At 44.0% G+C, this 18,189-nt stretch carries 20 protein-coding genes, 1 pseudogene and 1 riboswitch; of the genes and pseudogenes, 18 read left to right on the top strand and 3 right to left on the bottom strand.

The features are described 5' to 3' along the window. The first annotated feature begins 776 nt into the window (after nt 1–776). The 12 genes and pseudogenes from codB to B853_RS19975 all read left to right on the top strand — a co-directional run bounded on the left by codB (nt 777) and on the right by B853_RS19975 (nt 11,836). Entirely contained in the window at nt 777–2,015 is a 1,239-nt protein-coding gene (gene codB / locus B853_RS20035; protein ID WP_005433460.1) for a cytosine permease, read from the top strand. Between the two features lie 9 nt (nt 2,016–2,024). Then, entirely contained in the window at nt 2,025–3,302 is a 1,278-nt protein-coding gene (locus B853_RS20030) for a cytosine deaminase (protein WP_010451232.1), read from the top strand. 574 nt (nt 3,303–3,876) lie between these two features. Then, a complete protein-coding gene (locus B853_RS20020) occupies nt 3,877–4,647 on the top strand; it encodes a YMGG-like glycine zipper-containing protein (RefSeq protein WP_038884623.1) in 771 nt (256 codons plus the stop codon). A 105-nt stretch (nt 4,648–4,752) separates the two neighbouring features. Then, the gene (locus B853_RS20015) at nt 4,753–5,406 is read left to right on the top strand and encodes an HD domain-containing protein (protein ID WP_038884625.1); all 654 of its coding nucleotides are present in this window, start codon (nt 4,753–4,755) and stop codon (nt 5,404–5,406) included. 1 nt (nt 5,407) lies between these two features. Then, the gene (locus tag B853_RS20010) at nt 5,408–6,145 is read left to right on the top strand and encodes a helix-turn-helix domain-containing protein (RefSeq protein ID WP_010451224.1); all 738 of its coding nucleotides are present in this window, start codon (nt 5,408–5,410) and stop codon (nt 6,143–6,145) included. 10 nt (nt 6,146–6,155) lie between these two features. Further along, nucleotides 6,156–6,514 (top strand): annotated as a pseudogene (locus B853_RS20005) (hypothetical protein). A gap of 183 nt (nt 6,515–6,697) precedes the next feature. After that, nucleotides 6,698–8,554, top strand: a complete 1,857-nt coding sequence (locus tag B853_RS20000) for an MFS transporter (RefSeq protein ID WP_038884628.1) — start codon at nt 6,698–6,700, stop codon at nt 8,552–8,554. Nucleotides 8,555–8,613: 59 nt separating this feature from the next. After that, the gene (locus B853_RS19995) at nt 8,614–9,231 is read left to right on the top strand and encodes an esterase/lipase family protein (RefSeq protein WP_038884629.1); all 618 of its coding nucleotides are present in this window, start codon (nt 8,614–8,616) and stop codon (nt 9,229–9,231) included. A 122-nt stretch (nt 9,232–9,353) separates the two neighbouring features. After that, a riboswitch (FMN riboswitch) is annotated at nt 9,354–9,494 on the top strand. A 174-nt stretch (nt 9,495–9,668) separates the two neighbouring features. Beyond that, nucleotides 9,669–10,325 carry a 3,4-dihydroxy-2-butanone-4-phosphate synthase gene (ribB, locus tag B853_RS19990; RefSeq protein WP_038884631.1) on the top strand — a complete coding sequence of 219 codons (657 nt, stop codon included), beginning with the start codon at nt 9,669–9,671 and terminating at the stop codon, nt 10,323–10,325. A 108-nt stretch (nt 10,326–10,433) separates the two neighbouring features. Then, a complete protein-coding gene (locus B853_RS19985; protein WP_038884632.1) occupies nt 10,434–10,979 on the top strand; it encodes a glutathione peroxidase in 546 nt (181 codons plus the stop codon). A gap of 11 nt (nt 10,980–10,990) precedes the next feature. Then, nucleotides 10,991–11,437: a DUF3429 domain-containing protein gene (locus tag B853_RS19980; RefSeq protein WP_010451210.1), complete on the top strand. Its 447-nt coding sequence runs from the start codon at nt 10,991–10,993 to the stop codon at nt 11,435–11,437. 153 nt (nt 11,438–11,590) lie between these two features. Next, the gene (locus tag B853_RS19975) at nt 11,591–11,836 is read left to right on the top strand and encodes a hypothetical protein (protein ID WP_010451208.1); all 246 of its coding nucleotides are present in this window, start codon (nt 11,591–11,593) and stop codon (nt 11,834–11,836) included. 39 nt (nt 11,837–11,875) lie between these two features. Here the strand turns inward: B853_RS19975 and B853_RS19970 are convergent, their stop codons facing one another. After that, entirely contained in the window at nt 11,876–12,475 is a 600-nt protein-coding gene (locus B853_RS19970; RefSeq protein WP_010451207.1) for a thiol:disulfide interchange protein DsbA/DsbL, read from the bottom strand. An 85-nt stretch (nt 12,476–12,560) separates the two neighbouring features. Next, nucleotides 12,561–12,938, bottom strand: a complete 378-nt coding sequence (locus tag B853_RS19965; protein WP_010451202.1) for a hypothetical protein — start codon at nt 12,936–12,938, stop codon at nt 12,561–12,563. A gap of 193 nt (nt 12,939–13,131) precedes the next feature. Here B853_RS19965 and B853_RS19960 point away from each other — a divergent pair, with 193 nt between their 5' ends. Beyond that, a complete protein-coding gene (locus B853_RS19960) occupies nt 13,132–13,437 on the top strand; it encodes an isoamylase early set domain-containing protein (protein ID WP_010451201.1) in 306 nt (101 codons plus the stop codon). Nucleotides 13,438–13,650: 213 nt separating this feature from the next. Continuing rightward, nucleotides 13,651–14,370: an SDR family oxidoreductase gene (locus tag B853_RS19955; protein WP_038884634.1), complete on the top strand. Its 720-nt coding sequence runs from the start codon at nt 13,651–13,653 to the stop codon at nt 14,368–14,370. 63 nt (nt 14,371–14,433) lie between these two features. On the opposite strand, the gene B853_RS19950 is transcribed toward B853_RS19955, so the two are convergent. Beyond that, nucleotides 14,434–14,889, bottom strand: coding sequence for a prepilin-type N-terminal cleavage/methylation domain-containing protein (locus tag B853_RS19950; RefSeq protein WP_038884635.1), 456 nt, complete (start codon nt 14,887–14,889; stop codon nt 14,434–14,436). A gap of 248 nt (nt 14,890–15,137) precedes the next feature. On the opposite strand from B853_RS19950, the gene B853_RS19945 reads away from it, so the two are divergent. The 4 genes from B853_RS19945 to B853_RS19930 all read left to right on the top strand — a co-directional run bounded on the left by B853_RS19945 (nt 15,138) and on the right by B853_RS19930 (nt 18,181). After that, nucleotides 15,138–15,851 carry a response regulator gene (locus B853_RS19945; RefSeq protein WP_038884638.1) on the top strand — a complete coding sequence of 238 codons (714 nt, stop codon included), beginning with the start codon at nt 15,138–15,140 and terminating at the stop codon, nt 15,849–15,851. Next, nucleotides 15,851–17,137, top strand: a complete 1,287-nt coding sequence (locus tag B853_RS19940) for an ATP-binding protein (RefSeq protein WP_038884640.1) — start codon at nt 15,851–15,853, stop codon at nt 17,135–17,137. The genes B853_RS19945 and B853_RS19940 overlap by 1 nt, the downstream gene beginning before the upstream one ends. Before the next feature lie 133 nt (nt 17,138–17,270). Next, nucleotides 17,271–17,663 (top strand): glycine zipper family protein, encoded by a 393-nt coding sequence (locus tag B853_RS19935; RefSeq protein WP_038884643.1) that lies wholly within the window; start codon nt 17,271–17,273, stop codon nt 17,661–17,663. A 161-nt stretch (nt 17,664–17,824) separates the two neighbouring features. Then, nucleotides 17,825–18,181 carry a diacylglycerol kinase gene (locus B853_RS19930; RefSeq protein ID WP_038884644.1) on the top strand — a complete coding sequence of 119 codons (357 nt, stop codon included), beginning with the start codon at nt 17,825–17,827 and terminating at the stop codon, nt 18,179–18,181. The last annotated feature ends 8 nt before the right edge of the window (nt 18,182–18,189 follow it).

The following is an 18,189-nucleotide window of genomic DNA, read 5'->3' as shown; positions in this document are numbered from 1 at the left end:
ATATTAAACACGCATTGCAATACGCAAATGCAATTTGCAAAGAATAACTCACATTAGGCAACTAAACTCACAGAAACTGGGGTTTTTAGGTCATCAAAAAGTTGGCACGTATGCTGCATTATCTATAGTGACCCTTCTTAAGCCGAGGGTCACCTAGCCAACTGACGTTGTTAGTGAACTCGATTTTTGTTCACAAGTATATAAGCCAATCGCAGCTTTTGCGGTTGGCTCTTTTTTTATCTAGCCCTTTCCAAATTTCCCTATTTACTTTCCCCACCCTCTTAAATCAATTTGTTTGATTTTTTACAATCGATTACACACATAAAAACCCAAAGTTAACCACAACAAAAGAAGCTCTCACAAAAACAAATCAACAAAAGCCACAAAAAACAAAGAAAACAATCGTATTTATGTTCAAATAACGAACAACACTTCCCAGCAAGCATAGGAAAACGTTTGCCAAACATCATTCAAATCAATCACTGTGCCATTTTATAAACAAATCATAGAAATATGATGAAATATAACAGTAAGACCAATGACACCGATTTCATTACACATAACAGGCCAAAAAGCCCATCAACAGCCAAACTTTTTTGACTTTTAAAAAATCAATAACTATATGTTTTTAAAGAAATATAAGAACACAAATCTCACAGTAAACGTTTAAGTGACAAAAAACTCATTGACTATGAGATTTACATCACGATAATACGCGCCGTTTGCCCAGAAATTGGGTTCTATAATTCATTTTAATTTTCTTTGCGGAGGTAAAAATGGCTGCAGACAATAACTACAGTCTTGGACCAGTCCCTAACACTGCCAGAAAGGGTGTTGCATCATTAACCATGGTTATGTTGGGACTCACTTTCTTCTCCGCAAGTATGTGGACGGGCGGTTCGCTCGGTACTGGACTTTCTTTTGATGATTTCTTCCTCGCTGTTCTCATTGGTAACCTAATCCTCGGCATCTACACTTCTTTCCTCGGTTACATCGGCGCTTCTACTGGTCTCTCTACTCACCTCCTCGCTCGTTTCTCTTTTGGCTCTAAAGGCTCTTGGCTTCCTTCCGCTCTTCTTGGCGGCACACAAGTTGGTTGGTTTGGTGTTGGCGTGGCGATGTTTGCTATTCCAGTAAACAAAGCAACAGGCATCGATACAAACACTCTCATCATCATTTCTGGTCTATTAATGACTGCAACGGTTTACTTCGGTATCTCTGCGCTTATGGTGCTATCTGCGATTGCAGTTCCAGCGATTGCGTTACTCGGCGGATACTCGGTAGTAGAAGCGGTAAACAGCGTGGGTGGTGTGGCTGAGCTACAAAAAGTACAACCAGCACAACCAATCGATTTTTCTGTAGCGCTTGCAATGGTCGTTGGCTCATTCGTCAGCGCGGGTACCCTGACTGCGGACTTCGTACGATTCGGCAAAAAGCCAAAAGGTGCAGTGATGGTCACTATGGTGGCGTTCTTTATCGGTAACTCACTGATGTTCATTTTCGGCGCAGCAGGCGCTGCGGTAACTGGCCAATCAGACATTTCAGAAGTGATGATCGCTCAAGGTCTTCTAATCCCAGCTATCATCGTGCTTGGTTTAAACATTTGGACAACCAACGACAATGCGCTTTACGCATCGGGCCTAGGTTTCTCAAACATCACTGGTTTGCCAAGCAAATACATCTCTATGGCGAACGGTTTAGTCGGTACTTTGTGTGCACTATGGTTGTACAATAACTTTGTAGGCTGGTTAACGTTCCTATCGCTTGCAATTCCACCAATTGGCGGCGTAATCATTGCGGACTTCTTCATGAACCGTAAGCGTTACACAAATTTCGCAGCAGCAGAGTTCCAAACGGTTAACTGGGCAGGCATTATCGCAGTGGCGATTGGTGTTGCAGCTGGTCACTTCCTTCCGGGAGTGGTACCTGTAAACGCAGTACTGGGCGGCACAATCAGCTACCTTATTCTAAATCCTATTCTTAATAAAAAGACACTGGCACAGCAGCCAGCGTAAGGAACCATCATGACAACACTATTGATCAAGAACGCAACGCTTAAGGGACAGGAAGGTCTCCAGCAAATTTTGATTGAGGATGGTCAATTCAAGCGTATTGAAGACAATAATGTAGAACTAAATTACACAGGTGATGTTCTTGATGCGGAGGGCGGCATGGCTGTCGCACCTTTCTGTGAGCCGCATATTCACCTAGACACTACCCAAACCGCCGGTGAGCCGAGCTGGAACATCTCCGGTACGCTTTTCGAAGGTATCGAGCGTTGGGCTGAGCGCAAAGAGACGCTGTCGATTGAAGACGTGAAATCACGCGCTAAGCAAACTCTGAAATGGCAAATTGCAAACGGCGTACAACACGTTCGTACTCACGTTGATGTTTCTGACCCTACTCTAATTGCTCTAAAAGCAATGGTAGAAGTTCGTGAAGAAATGAAAGAGTGGGTAGACATTCAAATCGTTGCGTTTCCGCAAGAAGGCATTCTGTCTTACCCGAATGGTAAAGAGCTGCTAGAAGAGGCGGTTCAGCTGGGTGCTGACGTTATTGGTGCGATTCCTCACTTTGAATTCACTCGTGAGTACGGCATTGAGTCTCTGCACTACGTTTTCGAGCTGGCACAAAAATACGACCGTTTGATCGACGTGCACTGTGATGAGATCGATGACGAGCAATCTCGCTTTGTTGAAACGCTTGCAGCACTAGCGCATAAGTTCAACATGGGCCACAAGGTAACCGCAAGCCATACAACGGCGATGGGCTCTTACAACGGTGCGTACGCATCTCGCCTATTCCGTTTGCTGCGCATGTCTGGTATCAACTTCGTTGCAAACCCATTGGTCAACATCCACCTTCAAGGCCGTTTTGATGATTACCCGAAACGCCGTGGTGTGACTCGTGTGAAAGAGATGCTGAATGCCAACATCAACGTATGTTTTGGTCACGATGACGTCTTCGATCCTTGGTACCCACTGGGCACAGCGAACATGCTGCAAGTGCTGCACATGGGTCTGCACGTATGTCAGGTAATGGGTTACGACCAAATCAACAACTCACTTGATCTGATCAGCACCAATTCAGCACGCACGCTGAACATTCAAGACAAACACGGCATTGAAGCAGGTAAACCAGGTAGCTTACTTATTCTTCCTGCGGAAAATGGGTTTGATGCAGTTCGTCGTCAGGTACCAGTTCGTTACTCAGTTCGTCACGGTAAAGTGATTGCAGAAACACAACCAGCAACAACACATATTCACCTTAGTGAACAAGAGCAAGTGACTTTCAAACGCTAGAGTCTTTGCTTAAAATACAAAAAAGGGTCTGACTTAAATCAGACCCTTTTTTTATTTCTTCCCGCGTTGCGTTAGCTGTCTACGGCAACTAATGACATTCCTTAGCAACGAAGGCGAATTGCCTATATAAACAACCTCGCCATCTTCATCAATAATTGCTGGCACAACCTTTAAGCCTTTCATATCCGCGCCGCATTCCACCAACTTACGCTCTAGTTCATAAAGATCCTGCACACTCAGGCCCCAATTTTATAATATTTTGTTCGGCCGCATCCTATCTCCGCATGCATAAACAAAGCTTGATACAGATCATAAAAAATAAAGGTATGTCTTTTCAAAAATAGGACAACACAAACCTAGTTAAAACTTGCCGTCATGACTGTTTTAAATGAGTTTAACTCCTTTACCATTGGCTCGAAGAAAAGGCAGCTCAGTTTAAGGCAGAAGAGTCTCAACTAAGCAAGTGTGACTCGGCATCACGTACTGATAACCAGTGGTTATCAGCGAGATAAGTAGACGGACAATGAAACAGTGTTCAATAATAGTTTCGAACCAAACATCTCGGAGCAAACACATGAACATTTTTAACAAAACTACTTTGGTTGCGGCGCTATCTCTTCCCCTACTTGCAGGATGCGTGACTCCGGGAGAAGACGATCCAAACGCATTAACAAAACAGGGTGCAGCCGGTGGTGCACTTCTAGGCCTTACTATGGGTGCCCTGACGGGCGATGCTGATTTAGCACTAAAAGGAGCTATTGCTGGCGGTGTAACTGGAGGAGTAGCAGGCGCAAGTGCTGATATTCAGAACAACCGTGAGAACATCCGTCACGACAGCCGTAACGACGCGATTGGTGGCATCAATAGCGGTCAGAACACAGCGGCAACCAATGGACCTCAACAATGGCAAGAGATCGACAACTTTGTTGGTGAATGGAGCGTAAATATCCAAAACCACAACCGCGATTTTAAAGGCTTAGAAGGGTTGCAAGCACACGGCTCTCTGGCAAAAACAACAGAAGCGAATGTTAAAGTGACCAACTCACAAGGCGTTGATCTTAATGCAGCATTCACCTTCGACCCACAAGCGGGCTACCAGTTAACACTAACGAACCAAGCAAAAAACGTCTCGGTCGCTTTTGCTGGTGAGCAACAGTCGCAAAACAATCGCTACAACTTCTACCCGATGAACATTAATGACATTATTTACCAAGGTATCCCTACCGGTGATGTGCGCGTAGAACTCGGTTTTGCGGGACCAAACGTCTGGACCATCGACAGCTACGCCTACATCGATGGAGCAGAGCAAAGAGTACAGACATTCCGTTTCACCCGCACTCAATAAAATAACGAGACTTTCTTGTAACGTCTCAATAACAACGTCTCATTTGGCAATTTAATAAAGGCTTAGGCATACTCTGTCTAAGCCTTTATTTTTTAGAAGAAATCCATGCCTCAACTCAATCCAGCAGAGCTCAGCCAATTTGAGCCTCAGTTCCTACAGTTTATGCAGCAAGAGATGCAAACCGATGCTGCTCATGATCTAAGCCACGTCCAACGCGTGGTGAAAACTGCCCACCAGCTTGCCCAAAAGGAAGGTGCTGACTTAGCCGTTGTCCTACCCGCTGCCTATCTGCACGATTGCTTCACTTATCCGAAAGACCACCCAAATCGCAAGCAAAGCTCCACGATCGCGGCAACCAAAGCTGTTTCGTTCCTCGAAAGCATCGACTACCCCGCTCAGTATCATGACGCCATTGCTCATGCGATCGAATCTCACAGCTTTAGTGCTAACATTACGCCGAATACTTTGGAAGCTCAGATCGTCCAAGATGCCGATCGTTTAGATGCGCTTGGCGCAATTGGTGTGACACGTTGTATTCAAGTCAGTACTTTATTTGATGCCGCCTTATATAACGAACAGGACATGTTTGCAGAACATAGAGAACTAGAAGATAAACGATTCACCATCGATCACTTCCAAACCAAACTGTTTAAAATTGTAGAAACCATGAACACCAAAACGGCGTATGAAGAAGCTTTGAAGCGTAAAGCGTTTATGCAATCTTACCTAGAGCAGTTACGCCAAGAAGTAGAAGGTTAATATGTCGGAAAGTCACGACCTAATTAAAGAGCTCAAACGCCAACTCAAACTGTCCGGTTTACACTATGTCGACATCGCGCAGCATCTGGAGTTGAGTGAAGGCTCTGTTAAACGTTTATTGGCAGAAGGCAGTCAAATTAGTCTCGACCGATTGGAGCGTATCTGTCAGCTGATAGGTTTAGAGATGGCAGAGTTGTTTAAGCTGGCAGCAGCACACAATAAGGGGCTGGAATCACTGACATTAGAGCAAGAAAAGCAACTCGTCGACGATAAAGGCTTATTGCTTGTTGCTGTGTGTGTAGTCAATGGCTATCGTTTCGATCAAATTGTCGAGCAATACACCTTTGATGAATTGGAGTTGATACAAAAGCTCGCGCAACTCGACCGTCTCGATATCATTGACCTGCTGCCAGGCAATAAGATTCGTCTACGCATTTCCCCAACTTTCCGTTGGCATACTGGCGGCCCTATCCAGCGCTTCTTTCAGCAACAAGTGCAAGACGCCTTCTTCCAAAGTTACTTCTCTGCTGAAGATGAAAAACTGGTGATGGCTACAGGCTTAATGAGCTTGCCAACCAATAAGAAGATGCAGGCTAAGCTACAAAAGGTCATTGATGAGTTTTACCAGGTTTGCCAAAGCGACGAGTCACTAGACATGAACGAGAAGCACGGTACCTCTCTGGTGATTGCGATGCGTCGTTGGACATTCCCATTATTTAGCTCTTGGGAACGCAAATAGAGGATATTCGATGCTCGATAAACTCAAAACATTTTCCATCAAGCTAAGTCCTATCCAACCTCTGTTCTTGTTAATTGCCCTTGGTGGGTTTGCGGTATTTCTCACCACACTCTTCAAGCTCTCCGACATGGTCAAAGAGTCTTATCTTATTCCGAGTGGTGTGGCTGCGCTATGGGCACTCTCGGCGTGGGTGATAATCTCTACTTTTCAGCATGTTCCGGAGATCACTCCAAGCTCGGCATTTTCAAACGGACAAAAGCTCGCATTGTCCGCCTGTTCTTTTATCTCATCACTTTGGGTTTTATTGGGCTATCTGGATTTATTCTGTTTGTCACATTGAGAATGTTCAGTATCTGGTACCGATATTAATTGCATCTTCGTAACATATAAAAGCACCAGACCTTGCAGGTTCACCATTTTGTGAAACTAAAAGTAGCATCAAGTGTTACTTTTGGTTTCTCATAACGTAACTCTTACCGCCACGCTGGCTTCCTTTAGCTCAACCTTTAAAGTGCTCTCATCTCAACGCGACTTTGCACTTATGGAGCCAGCATGTTTCTCACTAAACGATTCTTCCCCTATTTCGTTACTCAGTGTTTAGGCGCACTGAATGACAACATCTATAAAAACGTTCTTTTACTGATGGTGACATATAGCCAAATTGACTCACTGCCGATGTCAGTCGACCTTTTTGTTAATCTTGCTGCAGGCTTGTTTATCCTTCCCTTCTTTCTATTCTCTGCCCACGCAGGTGCGATTGCTGACAACATGGACAAAGCCAAGCTGATCCGTCGCTTAAAACTTATCGAATTAGTGATCATGAGCTGTGCAGCAACTGCCATCATGACACAAAGCTCCATTCTAATGCTGGTTCTACTGTTCATGACAGGAACTCAGTCGGCTTACTTTGGCCCGGTTAAATATGCATTGCTTCCTCAAGCACTGAAATCTGAGGAGTTAGTCAAGGGCAACGCTTGGGTTGAAATGGGCACATTCCTTTCTATCCTTATTGGAACATTGAGCGCAGGTCTTCTGCTCGCAGTTCCAAACGGCATGATTATCGCCTCTTGCATTGTCATTTCACTTTCTCTTATGGGCTTTTTAAGCAGCGCTAACATCCCTTCTCTGCCGAGTAAGAAAAGCGATAAGGTTAAGTTTGAACCAATTTCAGGCTTAAAGAGAACGCTCAAGCTAGCACAAAAGCAACGTGGTATTTGGATGTCAATTTTAGCCATCAGCTGGTTCTGGTTTATGGGCGCGACATACCTAACTCAGTTTCCTAATTTTGCTCGCGAGCACCTATTCGCAGACAGCACTGTGGTGTCTCTGCTGTTGGCTCTGTTTTCTGTTGGTGTGGCAACGGGTTCATGGTTGTGTGAGAAGTTATCATTTAACCAAGTTGAGCTAGGCATTCTTCCATTTGGTATCTTGGGTTTAACGATTTTCAGTGCTGATCTACTCTGGGCAGTGCCCGCTATCGAGTCTTTCCCTACTCATTACTACGATGTACAAAGCTTTGTAGCTCAGTCTTCTCATATTCGAGTAATGATCGACTTGTTCTTAGTTGGCGTAAGCGGTGGTGTGTTTATTGTACCTCTTTACGCTTTCATCCAATCACGCTCAGATGAAGGTGAGAGTGCTCAATCAATTGCAGCCAACAACATCATGAACGCACTGTTTATGGTCGCTTCTGCTGCTGTTTCCATACTGGTTTTGAGTGTTTTAGATTTCTCTATTGTTGAACTGTTTGCCATTTTAGCGATAGGTAACTTCATGGTGGCAATCTACGTTTACCGCCAAGTTCCTGAGTTTACCCAACGCTTTGTTAGTTACTTGCTAAGCCACTGTTTGTACAGAGTTTCCGTGACAGGTCGTCAGCATATCCCGGAGCAAGGCGCTGCTTTGATGGTGGCGAACCATGTAAGCTATGTAGACGCTCTGATTTTAATGGGCACATCAACCCGCCCTGTTCGATTCGTTATGGACAAATCAATTAGTGAGCTGCCTGTTCTTAAGTATGTTTTCCGCCATGCGGGCGTGATCCCAATCTGCTCTCCACGCAAATGCGCAGAGACTTATAAAAAAGCTTTCGAACAGATTGAGCAAGCGCTTAATAACGATGAAGTAGTTTGTATCTTCCCTGAAGGTCGTTTGACCTCAAATGGCGAACTAGGCGAGTTCAGACCCGGGGTCGAAAAGATTTTGAAGCGTACACCGGTTCCTGTAATCCCGATGGCACTAAAAGGCTTATGGGGTTCTTTCTTCAGCCATAAAGACGGACATGCGTTAACGAAGCGCCCTACTCGTTTTTGGTCTCGCATCGAAGTCAATATCGGTGAGTTATTACAACCAATGAAACTGGATCGCCATTTGTTACAAAAAGAAGTGCAAGATTTGCTAATTCGCTGACAGTAGTTGAGTACAGAGTTTAGTAGAATGAAATCAACGTCATAAATCTGGGAGGTATTATGAAAATCATCATCTTACATGGTCTTTATATGCATGGGCTGGTCATGCAGCCTCTTAGCCAAAAACTGCGAAAGCTGGGTTATGAAACCCAAGTACTGAGTTACAACACGGTCTCTATTAACGAAGAAACACTGTTTGATTCGATAGATAAAGGCCTGAACCTTAATACGACCAATGTGCTGGTTGGTCATAGTCTAGGTGGTTTGATGATTAAACGTTATCTTGCGAGTAGAGAACCAGCTTCTAGCCTTATCTCTCACGTCATAGCGATTGGTTCACCGCTTAAAGGGGCATCCATCGTTTCTCGTATTCAAGACCTCGGCTTAGGCGCAATACTTGGCAATTCACCGTACCATGGTTTGAACCAACACGACGATGTCTGGAGCTTTCCACAGAAGCTCGGCAGCATCGCGGGCACGATGGCAATTGGCGCACGCCCTATTCTGATGCACAGAGACAACACCATGTCTGACGGCACCGTTACCGTCGATGAGACTCGCTTAGAAGGCATGCAAGACCATATTGAGACTAAACAAACTCATACAAGTCTTATCTACAACACCTATGTTCCAGCGCAGATCGATCACTTTATTAAAACTGATCGCTTCAACCGATAGCGCACTTTTCAATCAAGTAGTTGCAATCTGCTTTTCAAGCTAGATAGTTCACAGTACTATCTCTACTCCGACCACTCGTTTGAATGTCGGAGTTTTTTACTTCTGACCATATAGGTTGGATTCAATGTTCTCAGGGCGGGGCGAAATTCCCCACCGGCGGTATACTCTTTTGAGTGAGCCCGCGAGCGCTCGATTCGTCGAGGTCAGCAGATCTGGTGAGATGCCAGAGCCGACGGTTATAGTCCGGATGAAAGAGAATAAGAATACATCAGCGTGTGTCCTCAACATTTTTTGTTGATGAACTCTGATGCGCTTCTTTTTAGATCGCGTTTTCTACTGCGCGAGTTTATGCCATTCTCAGGCAGATAACTCATTGTGCAATTAAATGCAGCGATCTCTCATACCGCCCTGATTCTGGTGATATTTAGGAGTTAACCATGAATCAGTCATCACTACTTGCCGAATTTGGCGACCCAATTTCTCGCGTTGAAAACGCACTTATCGCGCTAAAAGAAGGTCGCGGCGTACTTCTTCTTGACGATGAAGATCGTGAAAATGAAGGCGACATTATTTATTCCGTTGAGCACTTAACTAACGAACAAATGGCGCTAATGATCCGTGAATGTAGCGGCATTGTTTGTCTTTGCCTAACCGATGCTCAAGCAGATAAACTTGAACTACCACCAATGGTTGTGAACAACAACAGTGCAAACCAAACCGCTTTCACGGTTTCTATTGAAGCGAAGCAGGGTGTGACAACTGGCGTTTCTGCTGCTGATCGCGTAACAACCATCAAAACAGCTGCAAACCCAAATGCAAAACCAGACGACTTGGCTCGTCCTGGTCACGTATTTCCGCTGCGTGCTCGTCCAGGTGGTGTAATGACTCGCCGTGGTCACACGGAAGGTACTATCGATCTGATGCAAATGGCAGGTTTGCAGCCTGCTGGGGTGCTGTGTGAGGTAACAAACCCAGATGGCACCATGGCAAAAGCACCAGAGATCGTCGCATTTGGTCGCCTACACAATATGCCGGTACTAACCATCGAAGATATGGTCGCTTACCGCAATCAGTTTGATTTGAAGCTGGCGTAATCAACACGTACTTACTCTAGTAAAAGCCGCTGAATTCAGCGGCTTTTTTGATCGATTTGATTCCTTAACTAGTAGTTATACTTAGGAAAAACAAAAGGAATCAACATTATGAAAGGAATCACTCGCAGCACACTTCTCATCGCTACGCTCTTCGCTGGCTCTTTCGCTTTTGCATCGAGTTGTCCTGACATCTTGCAAGGCAAGCAAAGACTACTTAACTCTACGGAAGAGATAGAGCTGTGCGATGCCTTCAAAGGTAAAACTCTGCTGGTAGTGAACACCGCAAGTCAATGCGGCTTTACCCCTCAATTCGAGCAATTGGAAAAACTACATCAAACATACAAAGATCAGAACTTTGCTGTTGTTGGCTTTCCAAGTAACGACTTTCGCCAAGATCGTGGCAGTGAAGAAAAAACCGCCAAAATTTGCTATTTAGACTACGGTGTCACCTTCCCAATGATGGCTCGAAGCTCTGTGCTTGGCCAGGACGCAAATCCTGTCTTTGCAGAGATAAGTGCGCAAGCGGGTATTACTCCCAAATGGAACTTTTACAAGTTCTTAATCAACAAAGAAGGTAAAGTCATTGCCACCTTCCCGAGTTCAACTTCTCCAACAAGTACTACGCTTACTAATATAATTGAACAGCAACTATAAGGAAGGCGGCCATGACAACAACGCGTACTACAATGCTGCAATTAGGATATTTGGGACTGTTGCCATTTTTGTTTAGCTTGGTTCTTATCTCTACAGAGAGAACTCTATTCAACTTATCTGGTCAGCAGTTTTTTATTGCTTATAGCGCGGTGATTTTGAGCTTCCTGTCAGGCGTGCTCTGGGGAAATGCCATTGACCATTTCTATCATCGTTTAAGTCGCAATGCCTTGGTGCTGAGTAACTTATTCGTATTGCTCGCGTGGGGCGCATTATTGCAAGGCAACAAACACTATGTCATAGCGACTTTATTATTGGCCGCTGGTTACATCGCCGTGTGGTATGCAGAAAAATTGATACGAAGAGTAGAAAAAGAGGCAGAGCCGAAAGGCTACCAGATGATGAGAGGCAAACTCACTACTGGCGTTGTACTCATGCACGGGCTGGTTTTGATCGCATGAGCTGGTCTGTCCACCTACCAGATCACAAAATTCAACTCGTTATATAAAACAATGTTCATTTCGTGAAGTGATAGCTGTTTTGAACACCGTTTTGTTTTAATTATGAATGGATGGGCATATAAGTACTCAAAAGCATTCACAAAGGGAATGAATATGTTTTTCCGTAAGTTTCTATTTGGTGCAGCTCTTATTAATATGACTTCTGGCTGTGTTTCCTATCAAGCACAACAGGCTGCAGTAAATACCGTAGGCGTAACGAGCAAGGTACTGACAAACGTCGTAAAAACCACGGTGACTCAACCATGCAGTGCCGTTGTAACAGCTGCGAGTTTGTTCTATCCCCACGCAATTTTCATGACTAGCGTGCCAACAACTGTGTGCTCTAGTGCTGTACGTTAAAATTAAGGCGACCCTTTAGGTCGCCTTTTTATTTGTTCGTTACAGAGTCAACAAATACTTTACTAGATCGTTATACTCATCGTAACTGCGGATTTCATTTGGCAGCACAATGTATTTGTTGTTCACTAACACACCAGGAACACCTGTTAGTGTGCTTTGTTTGAACTGCTTATCAAATGTTTTTTGCATCGAGTTCACGGCAAAGCTGTTGTATGCCGCATCAAACTTCTTACCATCTACGCCATTCTCAACAAAGATCTGCTTTAGTTCCGCTTCATCCTTAGGCGCTTGACGCTTTTGGTGAATCTGAGCAAACATTGCTGGCACCATAGTTTTCTCGACGCCTAATGACACCATTGTCGCGTATGACTTCGCCATTGGTACCGCCATATCGCTTCCCATAAAAGCAACATGCACTTTCTCAAAGCTTGCGTCTTTTGGTAGTGATGGTTTTAGGTTATCGATGACCGCTTCAAATTTGAAACAGTGAGGGCAATAGAAAGAAAAGAACTCGGTTACCGTCGGTTTCGTCGCTTTCTCTACATCCAAAACTTTGTAGTGTTTACCTTCTTCAAATTGCGCAGCGTGAGCTGTGAACGCCAATAATAGAGTGCTGCAAAGTGCAAAAAGCTTTTTCATGTTTGATTCCTTCAGGCACAAATGTGCCGTATTCATTAATTAACAATTAGAAAACCAAGCAAGGCTGGTTTGATAAATAAGAGGTTCAAACAATCGGAGGGCGGTACGGCCTGTAAACCACCGTTACTGCTTTTGGTGTGGATGATTTATCGATCAGTGCAAGACTATGAGGTAGTAAGATGACATCATCTTGCAAGAGATTAGTTGGTATTTTGACGATACAAGAAGAGCTACAACTCGTGTGCACCTGCTGTCCTTTCTCCATCAAATGACCACCATGGTGTGATTCAATACAGTCCGTATTGTCAACGCCCATTTGTTGATGAAGTTCAGCCGTTCTATCTTTGCTTGAGCTCACTTCTATTGGCGCTGTTGCTGCACGCACACCCGATGCTAAGCCCGTTAGCAGCATGGCTAATAGACAGAACATTGTCGTGATGAATGTGCGATTGAAACTCAGCATATAACTTCTTCAAAATATGGTGAATCTTCATCATACAGAATCCACTTATTCACACAAGCGTGAAGCTGACTAACTAGTTCACAAACCAGATAATTCCGACATCCTATACCGACTGCAATCCTAATAAAACTTGAAATCACTATGAAACCCGAGTAATAGTTAGATCAGTTTTTGTACAAACAAGGAAAGATTAATGCTTAAAAAAAGATTCTTTAAAACAAAAGACGAAGTCGAAGTCACGTTCGAGCTAGACAAGAATCAGTGGGAATCGATTCAAATTGCGGGCGATTTTAATAACTGGCAACCAGAACCAATGAAGCTCGTGAAGAAAAGTGGACAATTTAAATTTAAAACGCGCTTGCCGAAGGAACAAAATATCCAGTTCCGTTACCTATTTAACGAAGCTGAGTGGGAAAACGACCCACATGCTGACGCATACGTGCCAAATGGCTTTGGTAGCGACAATAGTGTTGTTTGCACCCAAGAGCAGTCGGCTTAATAACGCAAAAAAATGACAAAGGCGCACTCAGTGCGCCTTTTTATTACCTGATTTTCCTAGACTTATCACTTATTGTTGCTATATGACAACAGTGTTTTACCTAAAGCAATATATATCAACAAAAGGCATTTCCTTAATATAGCCACATCGCAGCGAGACAGGTGCATTCAAGCAAAAAGCTGCTCTCAAATAAAAATACTGAGGAAACAAAAGATGAAAAAACTGATTGTAATCACAGGTGCAAGTTCTGGTATTGGTGAAGCTATCGCACGTCGTTTAAGCGATGAAGGCCACCCACTGCTTCTTCTTGCTCGCCGTGTAGAACGTTTGGAAGCGCTAAACCTGCCGAATACACTATGTGAAAAAGTAGACGTAACAGACAAAGCTTCATTTGAAGCAGCAATCGCTAAAGCGGAAGAACAATTTGGCCCAGCAGATGCTCTAGTAAACAACGCTGGTGTGATGCTACTTGGTCAAATCGATACTCAAGAAGCATCTGAATGGAAACGCATGTTTGATGTTAACGTACTTGGTCTTCTAAACGGCATGCAGTCTGTGTTAGCACCAATGAAGGCTCGCAACAGCGGTACTATCATTAACATCAGCTCAATCGCAGGTAAGAAAACTTTCCCAGATCACGCTGCGTACTGTGGTACTAAGTTTGCGGTTCACGCTATTTCTGAAAACGTTCGTGAAGAAGTTGCAGCATCAAACGTTCGTGTAACAACGATTGCACCGGGCGCGGTAGAAACTGAACTGCTTTCTCACACAACATCACAAGAAATCAAAGATGGTTACGGAGCGTGGAAAGAAGACATGGGTGGCGTTCTTGCTGCTGATGACATCGCTCGTGCAGTCGTGTTTGCTTACCAACAACCACAAAACGTTTGTATCCGTGAAATTGCACTAGCACCGACTAAGCAACAGCCTTAATCCCTGCGATTTTAAGACGACGAAATTCAAAAAGCGGCTTTGAGCCGCTTTTTCTTTATAAAATCAACACTCTTCAGTAAATGAATCGATCGTCACGCTACCGCCCGAGACCGCATCTTTGTAATAAACATAGCACTTCTTGTACCACACCTTATCTTTAGTAAAGCCAATAAATGCTTCCCTACCCGCCGCATCGCTGCCTTTATTTGTAATGTAAACATGCTCAGCATCGATGTTAAAGCTTCGCAATATATTGTCTCTATGTGCAGTGGGGTATCCGTTACAGGTATAAATGTCATCGATGTAGGTATAACACTGATTTTCAATGCCTTGGGTCAGCGCCTTGGTGAACACAATATCCGAGCCAGTTTTCATCACTGCTTCGATCTCTCTTAGTTTCACCGCTCGTCCATCACTAAAGAAGCCTAAAATTCGAGGTGCAGCGGTAATAGATACAAGCGCTAATGCCACAACGACAATAACGAGCTCTAACAAAGTAAAGCCTTTACTCCTTATCACAATTTACCTCTCTACAAATCCAAGCAAGCCACCAAAGTAGTGAAGAAAATTATCCCACAACCCCATGCTCGCCATGTAAGCATTTGTAAGATGAACAGAGTAAAGCTAGAGAAGTGATAGATCTTGATCTCATACCTTCAATTCAATCACTCTCGTCTATAAATTCCCTCTGACTCTTTACGTTTATTGAAATCCCTGACAAATTTGTTTAAGTTTCAGAAATAACTCTTACCTACAGCATCACAACTATGAACACACAAGATTCAAAGCCGTCTCTCATCATCGTGGAAGATGACCCGAAACTACAAACCATGCTCAGTGAGTACTTTAGTCAGCAAGGATTTGAAGTAAGCTGTATAGACAACGGTACAGATGCGCCAGAGGCCATTATCGAGAACCAGCCAGATCTCGTGCTGCTCGACTTAATGCTTCCAGGACAAGATGGTTTGAGTGTTTGCCGACAGGTTCGAGATTGCTACAAAGGTAAAATATTGATGCTTACTGCAAGCGATGATGACTTTGACCATGTAGCCGCATTGGAGATCGGCGCAGACGATTTTGTTACCAAACCAATAAAGCCACGTGTACTGCTTGCTCGTATTCGTATGCTGTTGCGCCGCAAAGAAGTTTCTGCACTCGAATCCGATATCTGTGTTGAAGTCGGTGTTTTGTGCTTGAATCGCTTGCGCAAGGCATGTGCTCTCAACAAAGAGCCAATAGCACTTACCGATGGTGAATTTGATCTTCTTTGGGTACTCGCAACCCGTCCTGAACAAACTCTTTCTCGCGAGTGGCTCACTAAAACACTACGTGGTATTGAATACGACGGTACCGATCGTACTATCGATAACCGAATCGTAACTTTACGCAAAAAATTGGGTGATAGTACAACCCCACCACAAAAAATCATTACCGTTCGAGGAAAAGGCTACCTATTCATGCCTGATGCGTGGAACGTATAATGAAACGAATTTACTTAGAGAGCTTCATTGGTCTTATTGTTCTATTTTTTGCTAGTTTAGTGGGTTATGAGGTCATCGTTTATCAACTCAATACCGATTACGATTACTTGCTAGAAGAGCATCAGGCGCAAGCTTTCCATGAGTTTATTTATCCTGTCTATCAAGAAAAGGGAGAGGCGTACACAGTACAACAACTGGAGAAACTTGCTAAATCAAGCCACATGCTGTTGATTGCCGAAGAAAAAACTCATCTTCCTCAAGAAATTCAGCAAGCGTTTGATCACAATCCATCAGTTAATACCGCGTTCGATGATGAGCGAGACTTGTGGTTTCGATTTGAACCCGGCTCCCCTGTATTCAAATTCAGTGAAAACCCAAGCAGCCCGATAATTCAAGCAATAAACTTCGATGATAATATCGTCTGGCTGTTCTTTCTTGCTGGTTTTGCCCTCTATTGTGTGCTTCTAATTTGGTTTTTAAGTCGCCGTGTTCGTGCTCTAGAAAAAGTCACTGTTGAATTCGCATCAGGAGATTTCAATGCTCGGGCTGATACTTCCAGCGCGAAGTCGGTAGGAACGCTTAACCAAAGCTTTAACGACATGGCAGAGAAAGTATCTCGCCTAATTACAAGCAACAAAATGTTGACCAACGCCGTTGCGCACGAACTCCGAACGCCAATCTTTCGACTCCAATGGCAAGCAGACCTTCTTTCAGACTCCTCGCTCAACGAACAGCAGAAAAAATACGTCAACAGCATCGTTGAAGACATCGATGACATGGAAGACATGGTCGAAGAACTCCTCTACTACGCAAAGATGGAAAGGCCTAACGCAGAGATTCAAACTTCGTCAGTAATGCTCGCTAGTTTTATTCAATCACTGTTACCAAAGTGGCAACGGGATACAAGCGTATCTATTGAAATCGATGATTCCGAAGCCCAAAACATCGTTATCTCAGCTGACCCAAAACTTCTATCGCGCGCATTAGACAACCTACTTCGAAACGCAATGCGGTACGCTAATAGCCTTATCGTCTTGAATATTATTGAGACATCAGATCACCATTGTATACAAATCCATGACGATGGTTGCGGAATCGAAGAGAAAGATTGGCCTCACCTGTTTGATGCTTTTTATAGTGCTGATAAATCACGTAATAAGAACACCAGTGGTTTTGGACTGGGGCTTGCGATAGTAAAACAGATCGTCGAGTTGCAGCGAGGGGAAGTCTCCGTGTCTCATAGCCCCCTAGGCGGTGCATGCTTTACCATTTGCTTTCCAAAATAAACTCATAAATTTATCAATAAAGCACAGATCTTCATTACAAACGGCGACACTTCTATACAATCACAAGACAGAGCCAGAAAATAAAACAGTGTACATTTAAACCATTAATTCATCGTAATAATGGTTCGTAAAAATGTATAGACCACTTCTTCTCATCACCCTTTCATCAAGCCTTGTGGCTTGTGCATACAATCAACAACCTGTTGTTGATATGACCAATGTCGATCAAGCTCAATACGAACAAGACTTTAATTACTGCCAAGGCTACGCAGAAAAAGTAGACAAAGGCGAAGCTGCGAAGACGGAAGCCAAAAATGGTGCCGTAACAGGTGCATTAATTGGTGCCGTTGCTGGCGTACTTGAAGATGGAGTGGGCGGCGCTGTTGTCGGAGCTGCAGCCGGTGGCGCTGTTGGTGCTGGAGCTGGTGCATTGGGCGGAGCAAACGACTCAACAAAAACCCAATCTCTAGTACTGCGTAAATGCTTAGCCAATAAAGGCTACACCGTTTACGACCTAGAGTCTTAATTTATAAATAAGCATCAATTGCAGCCAGCTCTGGATTGCAGCCGAGAATTTCACAAATATTTCACGCTCAATCATTTATCCTCTAAATTGCAATTTGATGCCTTTTATTCTGAGGGATGTTTTCCCTCACTCTCTTTTTGAACGCAATAATAGGCAATAATTTGAAACCAGGTAAAACAGGTATACGCCGAGTTGTGGACGCAACCGGTTACTCACTTCAAGGATTGAAAGCCGCGTGGATTCACGAAGCCGCTTTCAGACAAGAACTCGTGTTAACGCTAGTACTTTCTATCTGCACACTTTTGCTTCCCGTGACGAACTTAGAACGCATTATGATGATATCCAGCCTGTTACTGGTTGTGATTGTCGAACTCATAAACTCCGCCATAGAAGCGGTAGTCGATCGTGTCAGCGATGATTGGCATGAACTTAGTGGTCGAGCCAAAGACATTGGCTCTGCAGCAGTCTTTGTTGCGCTTTTTCTAGCCCTCTTTGTTTGGGCTTCGGTCTTGCTGTAGTACCAGAT

The sequence above is a fragment of the Vibrio rotiferianus CAIM 577 = LMG 21460 genome (genome assembly GCF_002741985.1).
GTDB classification, from domain to species: Bacteria; Pseudomonadota; Gammaproteobacteria; order Enterobacterales; family Vibrionaceae; genus Vibrio; species Vibrio rotiferianus.
Note: the sequence above shows the minus strand (reverse complement) of the source record. Positions and strands in the feature narration are given on the sequence as shown.

Coding starts and splice junctions, on each gene's coding strand:
- B853_RS19985 (WP_038884632.1), top strand. CDS start 10,434: ATGAAAGGAATCACTCGCAGCACACTTCTCATCGCTACGCTCTTCGCT.
- ribB (WP_038884631.1), top strand. CDS start 9,669: ATGAATCAGTCATCACTACTTGCCGAATTTGGCGACCCAATTTCTCGC.
- B853_RS20030 (WP_010451232.1), top strand. CDS start 2,025: ATGACAACACTATTGATCAAGAACGCAACGCTTAAGGGACAGGAAGGT.
- B853_RS19945 (WP_038884638.1), top strand. CDS start 15,138: ATGAACACACAAGATTCAAAGCCGTCTCTCATCATCGTGGAAGATGAC.
- B853_RS20020 (WP_038884623.1), top strand. CDS start 3,877: ATGAACATTTTTAACAAAACTACTTTGGTTGCGGCGCTATCTCTTCCC.
- B853_RS19940 (WP_038884640.1), top strand. CDS start 15,851: ATGAAACGAATTTACTTAGAGAGCTTCATTGGTCTTATTGTTCTATTT.
- B853_RS19980 (WP_010451210.1), top strand. CDS start 10,991: ATGACAACAACGCGTACTACAATGCTGCAATTAGGATATTTGGGACTG.
- B853_RS20010 (WP_010451224.1), top strand. CDS start 5,408: ATGTCGGAAAGTCACGACCTAATTAAAGAGCTCAAACGCCAACTCAAA.
- B853_RS19995 (WP_038884629.1), top strand. CDS start 8,614: ATGAAAATCATCATCTTACATGGTCTTTATATGCATGGGCTGGTCATG.
- codB (WP_005433460.1), top strand. CDS start 777: ATGGCTGCAGACAATAACTACAGTCTTGGACCAGTCCCTAACACTGCC.
- B853_RS19975 (WP_010451208.1), top strand. CDS start 11,591: ATGTTTTTCCGTAAGTTTCTATTTGGTGCAGCTCTTATTAATATGACT.
- B853_RS20015 (WP_038884625.1), top strand. CDS start 4,753: ATGCCTCAACTCAATCCAGCAGAGCTCAGCCAATTTGAGCCTCAGTTC.
- B853_RS19960 (WP_010451201.1), top strand. CDS start 13,132: ATGCTTAAAAAAAGATTCTTTAAAACAAAAGACGAAGTCGAAGTCACG.
- B853_RS19955 (WP_038884634.1), top strand. CDS start 13,651: ATGAAAAAACTGATTGTAATCACAGGTGCAAGTTCTGGTATTGGTGAA.
- B853_RS19970 (WP_010451207.1), bottom strand. CDS start 12,475: ATGAAAAAGCTTTTTGCACTTTGCAGCACTCTATTATTGGCGTTCACA.
- B853_RS19935 (WP_038884643.1), top strand. CDS start 17,271: ATGTATAGACCACTTCTTCTCATCACCCTTTCATCAAGCCTTGTGGCT.
- B853_RS19965 (WP_010451202.1), bottom strand. CDS start 12,938: ATGCTGAGTTTCAATCGCACATTCATCACGACAATGTTCTGTCTATTA.
- B853_RS20000 (WP_038884628.1), top strand. CDS start 6,698: ATGTTTCTCACTAAACGATTCTTCCCCTATTTCGTTACTCAGTGTTTA.